General features: G+C 63.3%; 23 protein-coding genes. All 23 read left to right on the top strand.

What is annotated here, in order from left to right; genetic code table 11:
- The 23 genes from K2O51_RS04635 to K2O51_RS04525 all read left to right on the top strand — a co-directional run bounded on the left by K2O51_RS04635 (position 1) and on the right by K2O51_RS04525 (position 20,083).
- Positions 1 to 1,104, top strand: coding sequence for a zinc-dependent alcohol dehydrogenase (locus K2O51_RS04635; protein WP_011301888.1), 1,104 nt, complete (start codon positions 1 to 3; stop codon positions 1,102 to 1,104).
- Positions 1,105 to 1,191: 87 nt separating this feature from the next.
- Positions 1,192 to 2,043 carry an amidohydrolase family protein gene (locus K2O51_RS04630; RefSeq protein ID WP_011301889.1) on the top strand — a complete coding sequence of 284 codons (852 nt, stop codon included), beginning with the start codon at positions 1,192 to 1,194 and terminating at the stop codon, positions 2,041 to 2,043.
- Position 2,044: 1 nt separating this feature from the next.
- A complete protein-coding gene (locus K2O51_RS04625; RefSeq protein WP_011301890.1) occupies positions 2,045 to 2,740 on the top strand; it encodes a GntR family transcriptional regulator in 696 nt (231 codons plus the stop codon).
- A gap of 312 nt (positions 2,741 to 3,052) precedes the next feature.
- Positions 3,053 to 4,129: a porin gene (locus K2O51_RS04620; RefSeq protein ID WP_011301891.1), complete on the top strand. Its 1,077-nt coding sequence runs from the start codon at positions 3,053 to 3,055 to the stop codon at positions 4,127 to 4,129.
- Positions 4,130 to 4,177: 48 nt separating this feature from the next.
- Positions 4,178 to 4,639, top strand: a complete 462-nt coding sequence (locus K2O51_RS04615; RefSeq protein ID WP_245001839.1) for a hypothetical protein — start codon at positions 4,178 to 4,180, stop codon at positions 4,637 to 4,639.
- On the top strand, positions 4,636 to 5,175 hold the full coding sequence (locus K2O51_RS04610) for a hypothetical protein (RefSeq protein ID WP_011301893.1): 540 nt from the start codon (positions 4,636 to 4,638) through the stop codon (positions 5,173 to 5,175). Before K2O51_RS04615 ends, K2O51_RS04610 begins: the two co-directional genes overlap by 4 nt.
- A gap of 52 nt (positions 5,176 to 5,227) precedes the next feature.
- Positions 5,228 to 6,277: an aromatic ring-hydroxylating dioxygenase subunit alpha gene (locus tag K2O51_RS04605; RefSeq protein ID WP_011301894.1), complete on the top strand. Its 1,050-nt coding sequence runs from the start codon at positions 5,228 to 5,230 to the stop codon at positions 6,275 to 6,277.
- Positions 6,278 to 6,311: 34 nt separating this feature from the next.
- Positions 6,312 to 7,883, top strand: a complete 1,572-nt coding sequence (locus tag K2O51_RS04600) for an FAD-dependent oxidoreductase (protein ID WP_011301895.1) — start codon at positions 6,312 to 6,314, stop codon at positions 7,881 to 7,883.
- A gap of 45 nt (positions 7,884 to 7,928) precedes the next feature.
- Positions 7,929 to 9,293 carry an MFS transporter gene (locus K2O51_RS04595; RefSeq protein WP_011301896.1) on the top strand — a complete coding sequence of 455 codons (1,365 nt, stop codon included), beginning with the start codon at positions 7,929 to 7,931 and terminating at the stop codon, positions 9,291 to 9,293.
- A 68-nt stretch (positions 9,294 to 9,361) separates the two neighbouring features.
- A complete protein-coding gene (locus tag K2O51_RS04590; protein ID WP_011301897.1) occupies positions 9,362 to 9,829 on the top strand; it encodes a hypothetical protein in 468 nt (155 codons plus the stop codon).
- A gap of 91 nt (positions 9,830 to 9,920) precedes the next feature.
- The gene (locus tag K2O51_RS04585; RefSeq protein WP_181184348.1) at positions 9,921 to 10,094 is read left to right on the top strand and encodes a hypothetical protein; all 174 of its coding nucleotides are present in this window, start codon (positions 9,921 to 9,923) and stop codon (positions 10,092 to 10,094) included.
- 7 nt (positions 10,095 to 10,101) lie between these two features.
- Complete coding sequence (locus K2O51_RS04580) at positions 10,102 to 11,274, top strand: mandelate racemase/muconate lactonizing enzyme family protein (protein WP_011301898.1); 1,173 nt, start codon at positions 10,102 to 10,104, stop codon at positions 11,272 to 11,274.
- 52 nt (positions 11,275 to 11,326) lie between these two features.
- Complete coding sequence (locus K2O51_RS04575) at positions 11,327 to 11,824, top strand: hypothetical protein (protein WP_011301899.1); 498 nt, start codon at positions 11,327 to 11,329, stop codon at positions 11,822 to 11,824.
- Positions 11,825 to 11,849: 25 nt separating this feature from the next.
- Positions 11,850 to 12,038 carry a hypothetical protein gene (locus tag K2O51_RS04570; protein ID WP_140948843.1) on the top strand — a complete coding sequence of 63 codons (189 nt, stop codon included), beginning with the start codon at positions 11,850 to 11,852 and terminating at the stop codon, positions 12,036 to 12,038.
- Between the two features lie 121 nt (positions 12,039 to 12,159).
- On the top strand, positions 12,160 to 12,654 hold the full coding sequence (locus K2O51_RS04565) for a hypothetical protein (RefSeq protein ID WP_140948842.1): 495 nt from the start codon (positions 12,160 to 12,162) through the stop codon (positions 12,652 to 12,654).
- 14 nt (positions 12,655 to 12,668) lie between these two features.
- On the top strand, positions 12,669 to 12,893 hold the full coding sequence (locus K2O51_RS04560; protein ID WP_049796527.1) for a hypothetical protein: 225 nt from the start codon (positions 12,669 to 12,671) through the stop codon (positions 12,891 to 12,893).
- Positions 12,894 to 12,969: 76 nt separating this feature from the next.
- A complete protein-coding gene (locus K2O51_RS04555) occupies positions 12,970 to 14,217 on the top strand; it encodes an MFS transporter (RefSeq protein ID WP_166487126.1) in 1,248 nt (415 codons plus the stop codon).
- Positions 14,214 to 14,918, top strand: coding sequence for a GntR family transcriptional regulator (locus tag K2O51_RS04550; protein WP_245001838.1), 705 nt, complete (start codon positions 14,214 to 14,216; stop codon positions 14,916 to 14,918). Before K2O51_RS04555 ends, K2O51_RS04550 begins: the two co-directional genes overlap by 4 nt.
- Before the next feature lie 398 nt (positions 14,919 to 15,316).
- A complete protein-coding gene (locus tag K2O51_RS04545) occupies positions 15,317 to 16,414 on the top strand; it encodes an ABC transporter substrate-binding protein (RefSeq protein ID WP_220630551.1) in 1,098 nt (365 codons plus the stop codon).
- 38 nt (positions 16,415 to 16,452) lie between these two features.
- On the top strand, positions 16,453 to 17,307 hold the full coding sequence (locus K2O51_RS04540; protein WP_220630550.1) for an ABC transporter ATP-binding protein: 855 nt from the start codon (positions 16,453 to 16,455) through the stop codon (positions 17,305 to 17,307).
- On the top strand, positions 17,304 to 18,176 hold the full coding sequence (locus K2O51_RS04535) for an ABC transporter permease (RefSeq protein WP_011301906.1): 873 nt from the start codon (positions 17,304 to 17,306) through the stop codon (positions 18,174 to 18,176). The genes K2O51_RS04540 and K2O51_RS04535 overlap by 4 nt, the downstream gene beginning before the upstream one ends.
- Before the next feature lie 125 nt (positions 18,177 to 18,301).
- The gene (gene gtdA, locus K2O51_RS04530) at positions 18,302 to 19,285 is read left to right on the top strand and encodes a gentisate 1,2-dioxygenase (RefSeq protein WP_425332983.1); all 984 of its coding nucleotides are present in this window, start codon (positions 18,302 to 18,304) and stop codon (positions 19,283 to 19,285) included.
- A gap of 99 nt (positions 19,286 to 19,384) precedes the next feature.
- Entirely contained in the window at positions 19,385 to 20,083 is a 699-nt protein-coding gene (locus K2O51_RS04525; RefSeq protein WP_011301908.1) for a fumarylacetoacetate hydrolase family protein, read from the top strand.
- The last annotated feature ends 14 nt before the right edge of the window (positions 20,084 to 20,097 follow it).

The raw sequence follows: 20,097 nt of genomic DNA, 5'->3' as shown, positions 1-20,097 counted from the left end.
ATGACAAGGAAAGTACTCGCGGCAGTCAAGACTGGTGTCGAGACGACCGAGCTGAGGGAGTTCGACTACCCACTAGTGCAGCCGGACTCAGGCATCCTCAAGGTGGAGGCTAGCGGCGTTGGCGGCAGCGATCCGGAGCTGTATCGCAAGTCCGAGCACGCTCCTGTCATCATGGGGCACGAGAATGTCGGCACCATCGTCGAGCTTGGCCCCATTGCGCAGCAACGCTGGGGCGTGAAGGCCGGCGACCGCGTGGCGCTGCACGAATACCTGCCGTGCTGGCACTGTGAATGGTGCATGAAGGGCGACTTCCGACTGTGCATGGAGGTGGACTTCTTCAATGTGAAGGACCGGCTCAACACGCTGCGTTTCGGCATGTCGACCTGCACCATTGCACCGCACCTGTGGGGTGGCTACGCGCAGTACATGCACTTGCCGCTGAATACGGTCATGCACGTGATCCCGCCCGATATGCCCGCCGTCCACGCCACCCTCGCGGTGCCGTTCGGCAACGGCGTGCAGTGGGCATGCAATGACGGCGGCGCCGGGCCCGGCAAGACAGTGCTGGTATTCGGTCCCGGACAGCAGGGACTGGGTTGCGTGCTGGCGGCCAAGGCCGCAGGGTCCCTGATGGTGATCCTCGCCGGCATGACCCGCGATCGCAGCCGGCTCGACCTGTCGCTGCGCCTCGGTGCGGACCATGCCATCGACGTGCAGAACCAGGATCTCCATGCCGAAGTCATGCGCCTGACCAATGGTCGCGGCGTCGACGTGGTGGTGGATACCACTGGCGATCCGACCGGCGAAGTGGCGCAGCTTGCCATTGGCCTGGCTGCCAAGGGCGCGTACCTGAGCCTGAACGGCCTGGCGCAGAGCGTACCGATCGGCGAGATCAAGAAGCGCTACCTGACCGTGCGTGCTCCGCGCGGGCGCAGCTACGCGGCGGTGGAACTCGCCCTGCGCTACATCGGCTCAGGCCGCTATCCGCTCGATGAAGTGTGTTCGCATACCTTCGGGTTGGCACAGACGCACGAGGCGATCCTTGCCACTGCCGGTCGCGGCGTGGAGGGCGCCGTCCACGTTACGGTGGATCCTTGGAAGTGAACGGCTCGCGCTCCTCTCGAGGTTGAGCGAGCGGAGCGCAAGGCGTCAGACATCACTTCACTTCATTACTTACAGGAGACAAAGTCAATGATCGACAGTCATGCACACCTGATTTCCGCCGATGTGGAACGCTATCCGACTTCTCCACTGAGCGGCGAGCTGGAGCCCGGCGCTCTCGACAATCCGGTGACAGCGGAGCGCCTTCTTGCGCTGATGGACGAGCAAGGCATTGAGCGCGCGCTGGCCGTGCAACGGGCGCATATCTACGGCTTCAATAACGCCTATGTGTGCGATGCCGCCCAGCGCTACCCGGAACGCCTGCGCGCGCTTGGCATGGTGGACGCGCTTGACCAGAACATCCGTGAGCAAGTGCGGCACTGGGTCGGCGAGCGCGGCGCGGTCGGCATCCGCCTGACTGAACCGTTCAAGGGTGCTGACCCGTCCTGGTTCGCTTCGCCTGAGGCGATGGCAGCTTGGGAAACCGTGTCGGAACTGGGCGGTTCGGTGCGACTGCACTTCTATCGCTGGAATCGCGAGGCTGCCCTGAAGGCGCTCAAGCCGGTACTGCAGCGGTTTCCGCAGACTACGGTGGTACTGGATCATTTCTCCAATATCGTCGGCGAAAGCGGCGCCCCGGACCACGGCGTCGACGCGACGCTGCTCGAGATGGTGGAGCATTCCAACGTCTACCTGCTGTACTCCATGATCAACCTCGGCAAACTCGCCGCCGCGCAGATGGCGGCGGCGCCGATGGTCGAGCGTGTGGTACGCGAGTTCGGCGCGGATCGCGTCATGTGGGGGTCCGACGTCGCGCAATCCAAAGGTAGCTACGCGCAGATGGTGGCGCTGGCGAAGGAGTCGGTGTCGCTGCTGTCTGAAACCGACCAGCGCAAGGTTCTGCACGACACCGCGCATGCTGTGTACTGGGGAACGCGCTGAGATGGGCCGGCGCGAAGTGTTCGATCCTGCTGTGGGCCTGACGCCACGCGCCACCGATACCGACTTGCCGTCGCGGCTCGCGGCCGATATCCGCGAAATGATCAACGAAGGGAAACTGTCGCCCGGACAGCAGTTGCGGCAGCAGGACCTGGCCCGGCGATTCGGCATCAGTCGCGTGCCGGTGCGGGAAACGCTGAGCCTTTTGGTTGCCGAGGCTGCGGTCTGCCACGACCCCAATCGCGGCTTCCACGTTGCGCCGCTGTCGAGTAGCGAGGCGCGGCAACTCTATCGCATACGACATCTGCTCGAGACGCAACTGCTGTCGACGGTGAGATGGCCCGACGCCAGCGAACTGGCGGACCTGCGCGCGCGGCTCGCGCTGCTCGACCACCATCTGACGGAGCGCGCCCGGGCCGCGTGGGTGCGCGCACACCGGGAGTTCCACGGTGCCATCTTTGCCTTGTCGCCCGACGCGGTGCTAAGGCGTGAAGTGATGCGACTGATGCGGCAGACGGATCGATATCGCGCCATGGCCGCGCCAGATATTGCCGGCTATCGTTTCCCCGCCGATCCGGAACATCATCTCGTCGAGACGCTCGCCGCACAAGACCGCGAGGCGTTGCTGGATGCCTACCGCCGCGACCGCAGCGCGGTGGAAAAGCGCTTGCTGGCGTCGCTGACCGCGCGCGCTCTCTGAAGTCATATCTCTACGCTGGAATCCTTTGTTCGTCACCACGCGCTCGGGGACGGCGCTCGCCCGCTTTTTGGGTGCAGTGAGGGTGGAACGGGGTTTACCCCGTAAAGCCAAAGAAAAGATTGAAGTGGCGCTTTTCGCTGTATAAGATTCGCAATACTAAATTGAATAATATTTGGACTGAGAGGACCAGGAGCGATCCGCCTTTCGGATCAAAAGCACATTCGGACACAACGGCTACGGACGCCGTTGGCCAGAGTATGTAGCCCCAATGCCAGCCCACTGGCAAGAACATAACGACTAGAAGGAGACGACGTGGACAAAAGACTTGCCGGAGTAGCGGTTGCCGGCTTTTTCCCCCTTGCCGCATCTGCCGCCAGCGTAACCCTGTATGGGGTCGCAGACAGCTTTATCGGCTATTTCAGCAATTCGGAGAAGAGCGTCACGAGTCTGAACAGCGGTGGCCTGGCTGGCTCGCGCTGGGGGATGCGCGGCACGGAAGACCTGTCGGCGGATCTACAGGCCGTGTTTGTGCTTGAGGGCGGCTACAACATGGATACCGGTACTAACGCGCAGGGCGGCCGTCTGTTCGGACGTCGCGCAACTGTCGGTATGCGCAGCAATACTTATGGCGAGATCGCGCTGGGACGACAGCCCACGCCGGGCTACGACTTCGCCGCGATTTTCGATCCCGTACTGATGGCTCCGGGTTCGGTGGCAGCGTCGCTCACCGGCGAGTCGAGCAATCCGTGGATGTTCAACCCGCTCAATGATCCGGCCCGCTCGGATAACGCGGTCCGCTACAACTCGCCATCCTTCGGCGGCGTGACGGTTTCGGCAGCGCATGTGTTTAGCGAGAATGCGGGCGCGCCGGTCAATCGCAACTACGACATCGTCACGTTCCTCTACTCGGCCAATAAGCTGAACGCCGGCTACGGCTTTGCGCGCGCCACGGGAACGACCAACCTGACACCGGACACCAGCCGTCAGCTTGAGCACGCGTTCGCGGCATCTTACGAGACGCCCTGGGCAACGCTCTACGTGAACTATCAATTGCGCTATCGGCTGGGCGCAGCGCATGACTCGGCGTGGCAAGTCGGTACGACCATTCCGGTTGGTGCGGCGGGTAATCTGAAGCTTGCCTACGGCATGCGCGACAGCGGAGTGACGAACGGCCTCCCGGATAACACGCCGACGGCGGACGTGGCCGCCTGGGCCATCGGCTACACCTACGACTTATCCAAGCGCACGACGCTCTACGCCTTCTTCAAGCGCCTCGAAAACCGCGGTTCGTCAAAGCAAACCATCTATCCGCCGGGCGGGCTCGCTGCGCCGACCCAGTTGCACGAAAACGTGAACGCGCTTGGCGCGGGCATCTATCACCGTTTCTGACGCAGCCGGAGTCTATCGATGAAAACGAGTACTGCAACGAATGCCTGCATGACCCGCGCGGCCTCCATCGGAGTCGGGATTGCGATCGCACTATCGTTTGCTTACAGCCTGCATTTCAATCCGCGCTGGTATGGCGATAACGGCCCCGGCGTGGGAAAGCTTCCACGCACGATCGTGCTGGACTATATGAAGCAGGCCTACGACACGGGTCGGGGCGCCGAGGCCGCAAAGGGGTACTTCTCGCCGAAGATGGTCGACCACAATCCCGGCTCGATCGAGCTTCGCGACGGTGAACCGATCCGCCATGAGATCCGGCAGGTTATCGCCGAAGGCCTGGTCGTCGCTGTCTACCACCGTGTGGAGGCGGCGCGGGGCCAGCCGGCTGTCGATGTGCTTGACGTGTTCAAGACAGGCGCCTATACGGGCCGGATCGCCGAAAGGCGGCGTTTCGTCCAATTCCCGCCGGCCGGCGAGGCCGCCAAGACCACCCATTCCGGAGATGCCAAATGAATACAACGTCCCCTGCGAAGCGGAGGCTGGACGCTGCCTGCGCCGGCCGTCTGGTCATCACCCTGATGCGGCTCGCCCTTGGCGCCTGGATGATCAACAGCGGCCTGAGCCATTGGCTGACGAACTTTGGGTTCCCGCCGATCTTCCCTCAGCCGCTTGGCACCCTGCCCGCTTCCAACGCGATGCTGGTCACGCTGATCGAAACCGGTGTGTTCGATATCGTCAAGGCTTGCGAACTGATAGCAGGCTTACTCCTCCTGCTTGACCTGTTCGTCCCCTTCGCGCTGGCGATGACGCTGCCGATCTCGTTCATGGTCTTCTTCAACGCCATTGTCCTTAACCTGCGGTTTGCAATGCTGGTCAGCACGTCCATGAGCGTGTGGTGCCTGTATTTGAACGTCATCCTGATTCTCGCGTACCTGCGCTACTACTTGCCGATGCTGGCGTGCCGCACATCACCGGGGCGTCTCGATGACTTCAGGCGCCTGCCGGCTGCTGTCTTCGCTACAAGCCCGGAAGAACAACGAAGTGCGTGACCCGCACGCAGCACGGGTAGCCGTTCCTCAAAACACAAACTGGAGTAAAGAAATGTTCCTTCGCAATTGCTGGTACATGGTTGGATGGTCCACGGATTTCACGGCCGATGCCATCGTGCCCTTTACCGTGATGGATGAGCCGCTGGCCATTTATCGCAAGACCGATGGAAGCCTGGCTGCGCTGGAAGACCGTTGCTGCCACCGCCTCGCGCCGCTGTCGGTTGGCCGCAAGGAAGGTGACGAACTGCGCTGCATGTACCACGGCTTGAAGTTTGCCGCCGATGGGCGTTGCACGGAAGTGCCGGGCCAGGACCGCATCTCGCCGCGCGTATGCGTGCGGGCCTACCCGATCGTGGAGAAGCACGGCGCTGCTTGGGTCTGGATGGGCGAGGCGGAGAAGGCGGATGAGGCGCTGGTTCCCCCCATCATCGGGCCGGACAACGCCGAATGGGCGATGCAATGCTCGACCTTTGACATGGACGTAAATGCCGAGCTGATCTCCGACAATTTGCTCGACCTTTCGCACGCGCCGTTCGTGCACGAGGCCACCTTCGGCGCCAGCGATCCTGTCGCGCTGAAGATGATGAAAGAAAGTGAAACGAAGCGTGGCGTCACCCAACTGGAGCGCGGCGTGCTGGCCGACCGCTGGCAGTTGGGCCGCCAGTCCAACCCGTACTTCGGCGCGCGCCCATGCGACGACCACGTCGTCAGCCTGTTCCTGGTGCCCGGCGTCTTTATCCTGACCATCACTTCCTACGAGCCGGGCGTGCTCGAGCGCAGCGAGGGCGGCGACGTAACCGAGACGCCGATCTTCAAGCGCTGCACTTGCCAGATGATCACGCCGATCAGCAAGAACAAGTCGCGTTTCTTCTTCAACTTCGGGCCGTGGGCCGCCGCCGCCGACTTGAAGCAGCATTGCTTCGGCATCGCCGACGCTGCCTTCCAGGAAGACAAGCGGATCATCGAGGCGCAACAGGACATGATCCATCGTTCGCCCGGCCGCAAGTTCGTGCTGCTCCCGATGGACCAGCCGGTGGTCCGCTACAACGAGATCTATGCGCGTCTGCTGGCCGTCGAGAAGCCGGTTGCCGAACCGGCCTGAATCGTTGTGACCGACAGGATTTCGAGATAGAAAGATGGAACAGAAGACGCATGCAGTGAACTGGTCGCCGCCGGCTTGGGACGACGAGGCCGACATGGTCGTGGTCGGCTACGGCGGCGCTGGCGCAACGTTTGCCTTCGCAGCCGCAGAGGCCGGCGCCGACGTGCTGGTGCTGGAAAAGGGCGATCGCGGCGGCGGCAATTCGGTTTGCGTCGCGGGCGGGCTCATCATGACCTCGTCCGACGAGGAAGCCACGTTCGACTACATGAACTGGCTGTGCGCCGGCCAGACCGACGAGCCGGTCCTGCGCAACTTTGTCACAGGCCTGAAGGACATCCCGGCCTTCCAGCACAAGCTGGAGCTGCCGCTGAAGGACAACCCCAGGCCCTTCAGCGCGCCGGGATTCTTTCCTGAGTTTCCGGGCGCGCCAGGCGCCGCGAGCATCCACGGTATGAGCGTGGTGGCCGCGCCCGGCGGGGCAGGGCTATACAACGCCATCGCGGCGGTAGCTGAAAAGCATGGTGCGCGCGTTCAGTGCAATACGACGGTGACGCAGCTCGTGCAGGATCCGGCGTCGCGAGGCATCCTGGGCGTGCTCGCCCGCACCGCTGAAGGCCGCACCATCGCCGTGAAGGCACGCAAGGCGACAGTGCTTGCCAGCGGGGGCTTCGAGTTCGATGCCGAGATGTGCCGGCAGTACCTGACACCGTGCCCGATCCATTTCCTTGGCAGCCCGAACCTGACCGGCGACGGCATCCGCATGGCGCAGGAGGTCGGTGCCCAGCTCTGGCACATGAATGCCGTGGCAGGGCCGTTGAACTGGGGCATCAGGGTGGACGGCGGCAGGGTGTACGTGACGTACGACCTCAACAAGGTAGCGGGCTTCGGCTACAACTCGGGCGCGTTCAAGGACGGCGGCAGCCTGATCTGGGTGAACCGTGAGGCGGCACGCTTCCACAACGAGACCACCGATACGGCCGATGTCCGCCACGGCCTCAGCAACCGCGCCACCTGGCTGGCCACCAACCCCGATGTGCCCGAGTTCATCAATGTGCCTGCCTTCCACATCTTCGACGAGAAGGTGCGCTCGGGCGGCGCAGCCATGACGACGCTGAACTCGCGCACCCCGCCGTGGAGCCAGGACAACCTCGCCGAACTGGAGAAAGGCTGGATCCTCCAGGCGGACACGCTGGAGGAGCTGGCGCTGAAGTGCCGCTGGGATGCGGAGCCCGGCGCCTGGCCCGCCGGCCATCTCGACCCTGAAGCGCTGAAGGCCACCGTGGCGCGCTACAACGCGCAATGCGCAGCCGGCGAGGACACCGACTTCGGCCGCAAGAATTTCCTCGTGCCGCTCGATAAAGGTCCGTACTACGCCATCGGCCCGATGCTGCCGACCTTCCTGAACACGCACGGCGGCCCCCGACACGACGCCCGCCAGCGCGTGCTCGACCAGCGCGGCGCGCCCATCCCACGGCTGTACGCCATCGGCGAATGCGGCTCGCTGTGGGGGCCTTACTACAACTCGATGGGCGACATCGCGGAGTTCATCGTGTCGGGCCGCACCGCCGCGCGCGCGGCCCTGGAAGAAGACGCCTGGGACCGCTGAGTCCCAGGCAACGAGAGTTCGAAGAACCGATAAACGGAGACAATCATGTTGGAAAGCCCCACCACAATCCAGTCGCCGCCCCGCAGCTCCGCGGTGGCCGCGCCGACGCCGGCGAAATCGGCGGTGGCGCCAGGCGGCTGGGCTTTGCTGTGCGTGCTCACCCTGGTCTATATCGTGTCGTTCATAGACCGTGGGGCCATCTCGCTGGTGGTCGGCCCCATCAAGCAGGATCTCGGGGCCACCGACCTGGAAGTGAGCTGGCTGCTCGGGCTGTCGTTCATGCTGCTGTACAGCGTGCTGGGCATTCCTGCCGGCTACCTCGTCGATCTGTACCGGCGAAAGTATCTGCTGAGCGGCGCCATCCTGATGTGGTCCGGCGTGCAGATGCTGTGCGGACTGAGCAATACGTACTGGCACCTGTTCCTCGCGCGTATCGGTCTCGGCGTAGGGGAAGCCATGCTGCCGCCCGCGGCATCGTCGATGATCCGGGACGCCTTTCCGCCCGAGCGGCGCGGGCTCGCATTCGGTATCTACAACATCGGACCGCTGCTGGGCACCGGGCTGGCGCTGGTGCTCGGCAGCTTCCTGCTGACGTTTGCGGCCAGCGGAAAGCTGGCGGGCGTGCCGTTGCTGGGAGCGCTGAAGCCTTGGCAATTCGTCCTGATCGTTCCGGGCTTGCTTGGCGTGCCGCTCGCCGCGTTGACGCTGCTGCTGCGCGAGCCGCCGCGACGCGATGCCGTCGTTCACGCGGACCGCGTCACCTATCCGGCTGCACTGCGTTTTGCATGGCAGCAGCGTGCCGTATACGGTCCGCTGTGGATCGCCATCTGCCTCTACGGTATCGCCATCGGCAGCCAACTGGCGTGGCTGCCCGAAATCATCAACCGCTCGATGGGTATCGCACGCCCCGAGATCGGCAAGACGCTTGGCGCGATCAGTTTGGTGGCTTCGCCGCTGGGGCTGCTGTTCTTCGGCAGTGTGGCGGACAAACTGCAGAAGCGCTGGAGTGACGCACCGGTTCGCGTCGCGATCGGCTCGACTGCCGTGGCCGCGCTTATCACCGCCTGTTTTCCGCTGATTCACAGCGCCCAACTCGGCGCCATCGCCTACGGCGCGCAGACGTTCTTCTTCGCGATTTTTGCGGTCGCTGGCGGCGCCACCATGGCCAATTTCACGCCAGGCAACATGATGGGCAAGCTGACGGCCCTCTATTACCTCATCACCAACCTGCTCGGACTGGCGCTCGGCCCCACCGTCTGTGCGCTGGTGGCGCGGCTGCTTTTCAATGGCCCAAACGCGCTCGGCCATGCATTTGTGGCGTGTTACGTGGTCTCTGTCGGCATAGCCGTGTGCCTGCTGGTGCGCGTCTCGCGAGCGCTCCAGGTTGCCACGCAGCGTCGCGCCTCCTGATCCGCGGCGCCATGCCGCGCCACGCCCACGCCTCCGCTTTTGTCTGACCGCAAAAAGGGAAACTGCCAATGCATGCCGCTGAAAAATCGCCATGGAAATATATTGTCCTGTGGCTCAGGCTGTACTTCGCCATTCACTATCTGGCTTCAGGCTTGAATTACGTCATCTTCAACTTCGTTCCGGATTTCAGTCATGCCGGAAGGGTTGGGCCGTATCTTCATGCCATGGCGGATATCGGCTTTTACCAGGTAATCAAATACCTCGAGGTCGTGCTTGGGACGATGTTGCTTTTCAACCTGGCAGTGCCGCTCGCGCTGATTGTGATGGCTGGCATCAGCGTCACCATCATCTACCTGAATCTCTTCATTTCCCCCGCGCCCCGGCAGTTGTTCACGGGGCTCCAGGAGCTGCTTCTCAACGGCGCACTCTTGCTCGCCTACGGCGGGTACTACGCGAACTTTTGTCGCATCAAGACCAGACCGTTCTGGCTTTGGGACGGGTTGTCGCACGCGTCACGCGCTCAGGCGGGAGAGTAAAAGCGGCCGGCAGGCGGGCATGTCGTCAACACTTCGATTCATATAACCCCCCGATTGGCATGCATCGCCGATTTGGTGCGAGGAGATAAACGTGATTAAGGATCTAGTCATTGTTGTGGCAGTGATCGTGGTGACGATACTCATCGTCATGGCTGTCTCCACCAGCTTCGGCGCAAGACCGCTGAGAATCTACGACTACGGCCCGCCGCTGGCCGCGGGCGTGGTTGCCGTGGTTGCGCTGCTCCGTGACGCCAGAAGGAAGTGAGGCCGCCATGAAAATCACCAAAGTCGAATGCATTCCGGTATCGATGCCGCTGAAGAAGCCGCTGCGATTGCCGAATGTCACCATTACCAAGCTTGATACGCTGCTGCTGCGGCTGCATACCGAAACGGGCCTGGTGGGCATCGCCGAATCCGGCGATACGTCTTCGTGGTACCGCGGCGAAAGCCAGGCCTCGATGGTCAGCATGATCTGCGACATATTTGCGCCGCGCATTCTTCTCGGTGAAGACCCGTGCAACATTGAAAAAATTGTCGGCGCAATGGACACGTTGGCGCGTGACAACAACCAGGCCAAGGGTCTCGTCGACTGCGCGCTGCACGACCTGAAGGGCAAGGTACTGAACGTGCCGGTCTACCAGTTGCTCGGCGGACGCACACGCGAATCGGCGCCGCTTGGCTGGGTGCTGTCGGCCGGCGAGCCGGACAAAGTGGCCGAGGCCGCGCTATCGGCCCGGGAAGCGGGCTTTGTCGCCTTCAAGCTGAAGGTGGGGCGCGGCACCTTTGACAACGATGTGGCGACCGCCGCAGCCGTGCGCAAGGCGCTGGGCGATAGCGCGCGCATCTGCCTGGACGCCAATGGCTCATGGAACTACGAGCAGGCCCTGCGCACGATCCGACGGCTCGATGCGTATCGACTCGACTTCGTCGAGCAACCCCTGCCGCACTGGGACATCGAAGGCATGGCGCGCCTGCGACAGCGCATCGACACGCCCGTGTACGCCGACGAGGCAGCGCAGGAGCTGCATCACCTGAAGGAAATCGCCGAGCGGCGCGCGGCCGACGGCGTCATCCTCAAGGTGCAGAAGGTCGGTGGCCTGTTGAAGGCCCAGCGCTTCCTCGCCGTGGCCCAGATGTTCGACCTGCCAGTGATGTGCAGCACGCTGATCGGCTCTGGCGTGGAGGCCTGTCCGACCGCGCATCTGTGGGTGGCGAACCAGTGGGCTTGCCAGTTCATCAGCGAGAGTACGGGGCCGCTGGCTGTGCATGGCGTCTGGAATAGCGAAGACATCCCGCAGGGCGCGGACCTTGCCCTGCAAGGCGCGCGATTCCATCGCGGCCATGTATCCCCCGGCGACGGTCCGGGCCTTGGCGTGGAACTGAACGAGGCACTGCTCGGGCAGATTCGCACCGAGGGCCGTCCTGCGCGGGTGGTCAACCTGTAGGGCGCCCCCGACCCCGCCAGGATTTCAATTCGTGTTGATCTAGGAGACAGACATGAGCAGGGCCAATCAATCACCGTGGAAGTACGCGATCCTGTGGTTGCGTATCTATTTTGGAGCGCACCTTTTCTATTCGGGCTCCCGCTTCATCCTGACGTCATACGTTCCCGAGATACCGGGCATTGGCGGCGCCTATGTTGCCGCCGCGTCGGACATCTACATCTACCAGCTAATCAAGTACATGGAATGCGTGCTTGGTCTGATGCTGCTGACCAATCGCGGCGTGTTGCTGGCTTTGATGCTTGAGATGCCGGCCACGGTCAACATTTTCTGGCTGAACACCTTCATCGTCGCGACGCCGCGCCAACTTTTTACGGGCCCGCAGGAGCTCTTCATGAATGGCGCGCTGCTGCTTGCCTACGGTGGTTACTACGCGTCGGTCCTGCAGGCGAAGGTCGAGCCGATGTGGCTGTGGGATGGACTGAAGAAGGTCGCAAGCGCGCGTGAACGCGGTGACGGCGCTCCCACCTCGGTCCAACAGATCGAAGCATGAACAAAAGCTTGAACCGGAGACTGCAATGAAGAAAGAGATGTGGATTGGCGTGGCCATGTGCGTGTTCTTGTCCGTGGCGGCATGCATCGGCTCGACAGGGCTGGGCTATGCGGACTATCGCCCGCTGCGCAATTTCGACTATTTCGCGCTGGGAGTGTCGTGGCTCTTCCTGATCGTGACCCTCATCAAGGATCGCCGCAGCAACAAATCGTGAGTAGCAGTCGCATCGGCACGCCGGTGTGACCTTGACGCCCGCCGGCTCAGCAGTTGCCGGCGGCGAACAAGCGACGGTAAGCCATTGACGGGAACAATAGGGTAAGCAGAGGAGACATCAAATGAGCAGGGACGCGCAATCCCCCTGGAAATACGTGGTCGCCTGGTTGCGGATTTACTATGGCGCCAACCTGATTTATTCAAGCGTTCGCTACATCGCCACGGGGTTCATTCCGGAGATTCCGGGAGCCGCGGGCGTCTATGTGGATGCGGCGAAGGCCATTTACATCTACCAGGGCATCAAGTTTCTCGAATGCTTCTGTGGGATCTTGCTCGTGACCAATCGGAACGTGCTGCTGGCCCTGGTGCTGGAGATGCCGACCACCTTCAACATCTTCTGGATGAACACGTTTATCGTGGGCACGCCGCGCCAGTTGTTTTCCGGCCCGCAGGAACTGCTGATGAACGTCTCGCTCCTGTTAGCGTATGGCGGGCACTACGCGACGATCCTGCAGGCCAAGGCCGAGCCGGTATGGCTGTGGGACGGATGGAAGACGCTAGTGCGATCGCGCGAAGGCGCCGGTCGGGCGCGCGTGGTTCAGCAGGCTGACGCCTGAACCGGGAGACTGCGATGAAGAAGCCTATGTGGATTGCTGTCGGTATTTGTCTGCTCATCACGCTCGCCGCGTGCATCGGGTCGACCGGGCTGGGCTATGCGGATTATCGTCCGCTGCGTTATCGCGACTGCTTTGCGCTGATAGCGGCATGGCTCTACGTCTTCGTGATGTTCGTCAAGGATAGCCGCGCAAGCCGTTCCGCGGGGCGAAGCGTGGCAACGCCGATGCCTGATCATTAATTATTGACTTCTCGTGCTCGAGAGTTGGGCGGCGCCTGGAAACGGCTGTCGCTCTTTTTTTCTTATGGTGTCCCACATGCAGTTACCCCACGGCCTCCGCGCACTCTCCTCCCGCAGCTTCCGCCTGTTCATGGCGGGGCAGGGTGCCGCGCAAGTGGGCAACTGGCAGCAGTTGATTGCCACGTCCTGGCTGGCCTATGCGCTCTCCGGTTCGACGCTGGTTCTTGGCCTGGCCGCCTTCGCGCTGCAGATTCCCTTTCTGCTGATGGCCCCGGTGACGGGGCCGCTGCTGGACCGTCTCGATACCCGGCGCGTGCTGATGGTAGCGAATGCCGTCGCGTGCATGCAGTCGGTGGCGATGCTGTCGCTGGTGGCAACCGGCCTGCTGCGGCCCTGGCATATTGTGGTGGCGAACTTGGTGCTCGGCATCGTGAATGCGTTTGATTCGCCGGCGCGGCAATCGCTGTTGTCGCAGATGGTGGAGCGCAAGGAAGATCTCGCCAACGCCATCGCTCTCAATTCCAGCATGATGGCGGGTGCCCGATTCGTCGGCCCGACGATCGCTGGGGCGATCATCGCCACGTTCGGCCAGGTGTGGGCGTTCGCGGCCAACGCGATCCTGCGCTTTTCGATCATCGCGGCGCTGCGCGCCATGCGCGTGGCGCCGGCGCAGCGCGCGGCGCAGCCGGAGCCTTGGCTCAGGCAGTTCGCGGCTGGGCTGCGCTATGCGAATCGCTTCACGCCCTGCCGCAACAGCCTGTGGCTGCTGGCAACGATGAGCTTTACCATCCAGACCCATGCCGCAATGATGCCGTGGTTCGTGCGGGAGCGCTTCCACGGGGACTCGCGCACGCTGGGCATGCTGCTTGGCGCGGCGGGGCTTGGCGCGCTGGCCGGGATGCTGTATCTGGCGATGCGGCGCGGTGTCGGCTGGCTGTTGGCGACGATCGGCTTCGCCTCCGTCATGGCTGCCTGCGCCGCCATCGGGTTCGCCCAGGCGCCGGTGGTCTGGATGGGGTTCGTGATGCTGTTTCTCGTCGGCATGGGTACCATGCTCGCAGCGGCTTCAGTCAATACCCTGATCCAGCTCGCGGCGCCAGATGGCTTTCGCGGCAGGGTCGCGTCGCTGTACGTCGTGGCGTTCCTGGGCATTTCACCCGTGGGCGCCTTGTTCTGGGGCTGGACGGCGGAGTACGTCGGCACGCCGGCTGCGCTGACGACCTGCGGCGTGGTGTTGTTGTTGGCATCGGCGCTGTACATGACGAACGTCGCCGCCATGCGCGAGCAGGTTCAACCGGTGTACAGTCGCATGAACCTGTCATGATTGCAGGCGTCCCGTCTGTCCATCCGCTGCCGAACATGAACCATGTAGAAGTCAAGGGCGTAGATCTTCCGGCCCAGATCGCCCAACAGGTCCGCAAGCTGATCAATCGCGGCACCCTTGCCCCGGGGCTCCAGTTGCGCCAGTCAGACCTGGCCGATCGCTTCGGCATCAGCCGGGTGCCGGTGCGAGAGGCGCTCAAGCTGCTGGCGGCCGAGGGCATCATTGAACATGATCCTAACCGCGGCTTTTTCGTTGCTCCGCTTTCGACAGACGAAGCCCGCCAGCTCTACCGCTACCGGTTCCTGCTGGAGCGGGAGTTGCTGAAGACCGTCGAATGGCCGGACAGCACGCAGATGAAGGCACTGAAGGCGATGCTGGAACGGCTCGACAGCTACCTCGATAGCGGCCAACGCGCAGAGTGGATCGACGAATACCAGGATTTCTATGCACTGCTGTTTGACCTGTCACCGGACAAGATCCTGCGGCGCGAGGCGATTCGCCTGATCAGGCTGACCGACCGCTACCGGGCACTGGCCTCGGAGGTGAGGGTACCGGGCGAACAACGGACCGCGCACCTTGAACATACGCTGTTGGCCGCCATGTCGAAACGGGACCGTGCGCAACTCATCCGCGGTTTCGAACGCGAGCGCGAGAAGATTCTGACGTCGATGCTGGCGAGGATCGACGCGCGCGGGCTGTAGCTCGCCTGAGAACCCGCGTGATGCCGCGCGGGTAGACCGCGGTTCTCGAACAGGAAGCTGTCGTAGTACGGCTCGAAGGCCGCAGCACCAGGTTGCCGATGCGGCCCGCACTCTTGTCTGGAGTCGCGCTTGCCCTGGGCGCGTACGCTCGCGCTCATGTACCAGACGCTGTCAGCGAGATGTCCCTCGGTCCCCCAGCTCCCCGCCTGCTGACAGCATGCCGCGCCCGACTGGGCAACATCGGCTGATTGACTTCTCCCCCGCCACGGCGATCGGCCATTGCGTACTGCATGGGCCGCCTCGATGCGCGAGCATCTCTGTTCATGCTGCACCCTGTTCACGCAGCAGTTCTTGATTAAGAATTCATAATTGAATAATATCTAGCCTACAAAACAGGTTTGGCCACCCCGCTGCTTCCCCATCAAGGCCACCGAACGGAGACGGATATGACAAGACGCGGCATGTTGCGGCGCCTCGCGTGCATGGTTGGAGTGGCGCTCGGTGCCGCGCTTGGCGGCGCCCACGCGCAGGCTCTTCATCCTCCCGTGAAGATCCGCATCAATACCGCCGGCCTGTTCGCCGAAAGCGGTCTGTTCCTGGCCTACGATAAGGGCTACTTCAAGGAGGAGGGGCTCGATGTCCAACTGGTCGCCACAGCCAGCGCGAACTCAAGCTCCGATACGCTGGCGCAGCTTGCCGGCGGCGAACTCGATCTCGGCTCGATGTCGCTCAGCGCCGCGCTGTTCAATGCGCTGAACCGAGGCATCGGCGTGGTGGGGCTGCTGCCACTGAACACGGTCGGACCCAACGATCATTCGAGCGGCATCGCCGTGCGCCGTGATCTGGTTGAGTCAGGCAAGTACAAGCGGCCGCAGGACCTGCGCGGCATGCGGATCGGCGTGCTGACGCTCGGCGGCAATGCGCACTTCAATGTGCTGCGCGCCTTGCAACAGGCGGGCCTGTCCGAAACCGACGTCCATATTACGACGCTGTCGTTTCCCGACGCCGTGGTTGCGCTCACGAACAAGTCGCTGGACGCCGCCTTCCAGGTCGAGCCGTTCATCAGCCTGGCTAAAGCGCGCGGCGCCGCCGTGATGGCGATTCCACAGGGGCAGACGTCGCCGCCGCTCCCCACCATCGTGCTGTTCGCCAATCGCGATTTCGCGATGGCCAACAAGGAAGCGGTCAGCCGATTCGTCACCGCATTGCTGCGCGGACAACGCGAATTCATTCGGGCGAGCGCGAGCGGCGGACCGGCGAAGGAGGAACTGATCCGGTCGCTGCAGGCGCATACGCCGGTGAAGGACGTGAACCTCCTGCGTGCCATCGGCCTGCCGAATGCCGAACCCAACGGCGCCAGCAATGCGGCGGCGCTCGCCGAGGTGCAGAAATTCTTTATCGCGAGCGGAGTGCAGAAGAAGGTGGTCGAGCCAGCGAAGGTCTTCGATCCCGCCTACGTTGACTATGCGATCGGCCGGCTTGGGCGTGCGAAATGACAGGCGGCCACACGGCGATACTCCGGGGAGAATCCGGCATGACGGCTACGGCTTCCTTGCCAGCCCGGGAAACTACGCCCACAGGTACATCGGCCAAGGTCAGGCTGCGCGGCGTCAGCAAGTCGTTTCCGCTGAACGGACGCCAGGTGCCCGTGCTGGCGCCGTTTGACTTTGACATCCGGGAAGGCGAGTTCCTTTGCATCGTCGGACCGTCCGGATGCGGCAAGACGACGCTGCTTCGTATCCTGGCCGATCTGGAGACGCCATCGGCCGGTGACGTGGAGGTGACGCGCAATGCCACGTCGGAGGAAAAGGGAAAGCGCAGGCTGAATTCGATGGTGTTCCAGGAACACGGCGTGTTTCCGTGGATGACAGTGCGGGACAACGTGGCGTTCGGCCTCAAGGCACGCGGCATGGGCAAGCAGGACCGCTACCGCATCGCCGAGGACTTCATCGCCAAGGTCGGTCTCCAGATGTTCCGCGACGCCTATCCGCACCAACTGTCAGGCGGCATGAAGCAACGCGTCAGCATCGCCCGCGCGTTCGCCAACGATCCCGAGATCCTGCTGATGGACGAGCCGTTCGCGGCGCTGGACGAGCAGACCAAGCTGGTCCTGCAGGCGGAACTGCTCCATATCTGGGAAGCATCGCGCAAGACCGTGGTGTACGTCACCCATTCCATTGACGAGGCCATCGTGCTGGCCGATCGCGTGCTGGTGATGACCAATCGGCCGGGACGCGTGAAGGAGGTCATCGATATCAGCGAGGTGTTCGCGCGCCCGCGCCATGTCGAGCAGGTCAAGAGCAGCGCCGAATACGGCAATCTCTTCGGGCGCATTTGGGGATGCCTGCGCGAGGAAGTCATGGCCCACGGCCGGGAGATGGGGAAATGAAGGCGCAGCGAAACATGGCCGACGCCATGCAATCCGGTGATCCTGCAACGGCGCACCAGCCGCCGCCGTGGCGACGCCTGCGCGCGCTGATGCCAGGCCGCTACGCGCAGCTGTCGATCGCGTCCCCGCTGCTGCTGCTGGCGATATGGGAGGGTGCGTGCCGCGCGGGCTGGGTGAACACGGGCTTCTTCCCTCCGCCTTCGGCCGTGCTGGAGGAACTGACGCACCTCATCGCGACGGGCGAGATCTTCGTGCACGTCGGCATCAGCCTGACCCGGATTCTCGCGGGTTTCCTGCTCGGCGCGGTCCCGGGCGTGCTGATCGGGCTAGCGATGGGTCTGTCGCCGGTCGTCCGCGCGCTGGTCCAGCCGCTGGTGAACGCGACGTTTCCCATTCCAAAGGTGGCGATCCTGCCGCTGTTCATCCTGATGTTCGGCATGGGAGAGTTGTCGAAGTACGCCATCATCGCCGTCACCGTGGTGTACCTGGTGCTGATCAATACATACGAGGGAGTGCGCGACATCAGTCCGCTGCATCTCGACGTCGGCCACAACTTCGGAGCGAGCCGCCTGATGATGTTTCGGGACATCGCTTTTCCGGGGGCGCTTCCCCAGATTCTTGCGGGCTTGCGAATCAGCCTTGGTGTAGCGCTGCTGGTCATCGTCGCGGCGGAGTTCGTCGGCGCGAAGTCGGGCATCGGCTTCCTGATCTGGAATAGCTGGCAGGTGTTTGAAGTCGAAAGGATGTACGTGGGACTGGCCGCGAGCGCGATGCTGGGATTCCTGTTCTCGCTTGGCTTCGACATGCTGGAGCGGGCGCTGCTGCCGTGGCGCGTGGTCGCTCGTGGGCATAGGCGAGGGCGGCCCTGAACGCATGGGTCCCAATGCGGCCGATGCGCGCCGCCATGTACAACAATCATTACGGAGATACTATGGACGCACGCCAATCCGGCGCCGATCGTGCTGCTTACTACACCGATATCGGCCGAAGCCACATGAGCGCCCTTTGGGAATCGCTGCACACGCTGGTGCCGCGGCAGCCCCAGCCGAAGATTCTGCCGGCCATCTGGAAGTACAGGCAGGTCCGTCCGCTGGTGATGCAGGCTGGCAATCTCATCAGTGCCCAGGAAGCCGTGCGCCGCGTGCTGGTGCTGGAGAATCCGGGCCTGCCTGGCAAATCGAGCATCACCGGCTCGCTCTACGCCGGGCTGCAACTGATCTTGCCGGGCGAGGTCGCGCCGAGTCATCGCCATACGCAGTCGGCGCTGCGCTTTATCGTGGAGGGGCAAGGTGCCTGGACCGCCGTGAATGGCGAGCGTACCACCATGCGCCCCGGCGACTTCATCATTACGCCCTCGTGGACGTGGCACGACCACGGCAATCCGGCCGTCGAGAACGGCGGTGAGCCGGTGGTCTGGCTCGATGGACTCGATATTCCGCTGGTGCAATTCTTCGACGGCGGCTTTGCCGAGAACTACCCCGAGGCGCAGCAGCCGGTCACGCGGCCCGAGGGCGACAGCTTTGCCCGCTTTGGTCACAACATGGTGCCGGTGCGCCACAATGTTTCCGACCCGACCTCGCCGATTTTCAGCTACCCGTACGACCGCTCCCGCGAGGCGCTCGACCAGCTCTACCGCAACGGCGAACTCGATGCCTGGGACGGCGTGAAGCTACGCTACGTCAACCCGGCCACGGGCGGCTGGCCAATGCCGACCATCGCGACCTTCATGCAATACCTGCCGGCGGGCTTCCAGGGCCGCACGTACCGCAGCACGGACGCAACCGTCTACAGCGTGGTCGAGGGGCGCGGCACGGTACGTATTGGCGACGAACAATTCCAGTTCGAACCGCGCGATACCTTCGTGGTTCCCTCTTGGGCTCCGGTGCAACTCGCCGCGCTGGACGAAACCGTGCTGTTCAGCTACTCCGACCGCCCCGTGCTGTCCGCGCTCAACCTGCTGCGCGAATCGCGCACCTGATCCGATTTCCTTTCGATAAAAGCCAACAGGCCGCGCCGCCACAGGCGCTGCCTCGGACCCGCTCAACCTGCGTTTGCCAAATCTTTAACCGAGACTGTCATGTCCTACATCTTCACGCCGCCTGCAACTGTCTCCATCCCTGTCGCGGGCAGCGACGACCAGTTCGCCGTGCGCCGCGTCTACTGCGTCGGCCGCAACTACGCCGCCCATGCGCGCGAGATGGGCTTTGATCCCGACCGCGAGCCCCCGTTCTTCTTCTGCAAGCCCGCCGACGCCATCATGCCGGTGCAGGACGGCCAGGTGCTGGAACTGCCATATCCCGCGCAGACCACCAACTATCACTACGAAGCCGAACTCGTGGCCGTGATCGGCAAGGCCGGTTCCGACATCCCCGTCGACCAGGCGCTCGAGCATGTTTGGGGCTACGCCGTGGGCCTGGACATGACCCGCCGCGACCTGCAGATGAAGATGCGCGAGATGGGCCGCCCGTGGGAGATCGGCAAGGCCTTCGACGCCTCGGCACCGGTCGCGCCGATCCATCGCGCTGCCGATATCGGCCACCCGCAAGAGGCTGCGCTCTGGCTGACCGTCAACGGCGAAGACAAGCAGCGCAGCAATATCACGCACCTGATCTGGTCGGTGGCCGAGACGGTGGCGTACCTGTCGCAGTTCTTCCGGCTGGAGCCGGGCGACGTGATTTTTACCGGCACGCCGGAAGGCGTGGGTGCGGTAAAGGCCGGCGAGACGATGGTGACGGGCGTGGACGGGCTCGGCGAACTGACCGTGCGCGTGGTCTGACGGAAATTCACGGG

This window comes from Cupriavidus pinatubonensis (assembly GCF_019602855.1).
GTDB lineage: Bacteria > Pseudomonadota > Gammaproteobacteria > Burkholderiales > Burkholderiaceae > Cupriavidus > Cupriavidus pinatubonensis.
The sequence above is the reverse complement of the archived record's forward strand: the minus strand, read 5'-3'. Positions and strand labels throughout refer to the sequence as shown.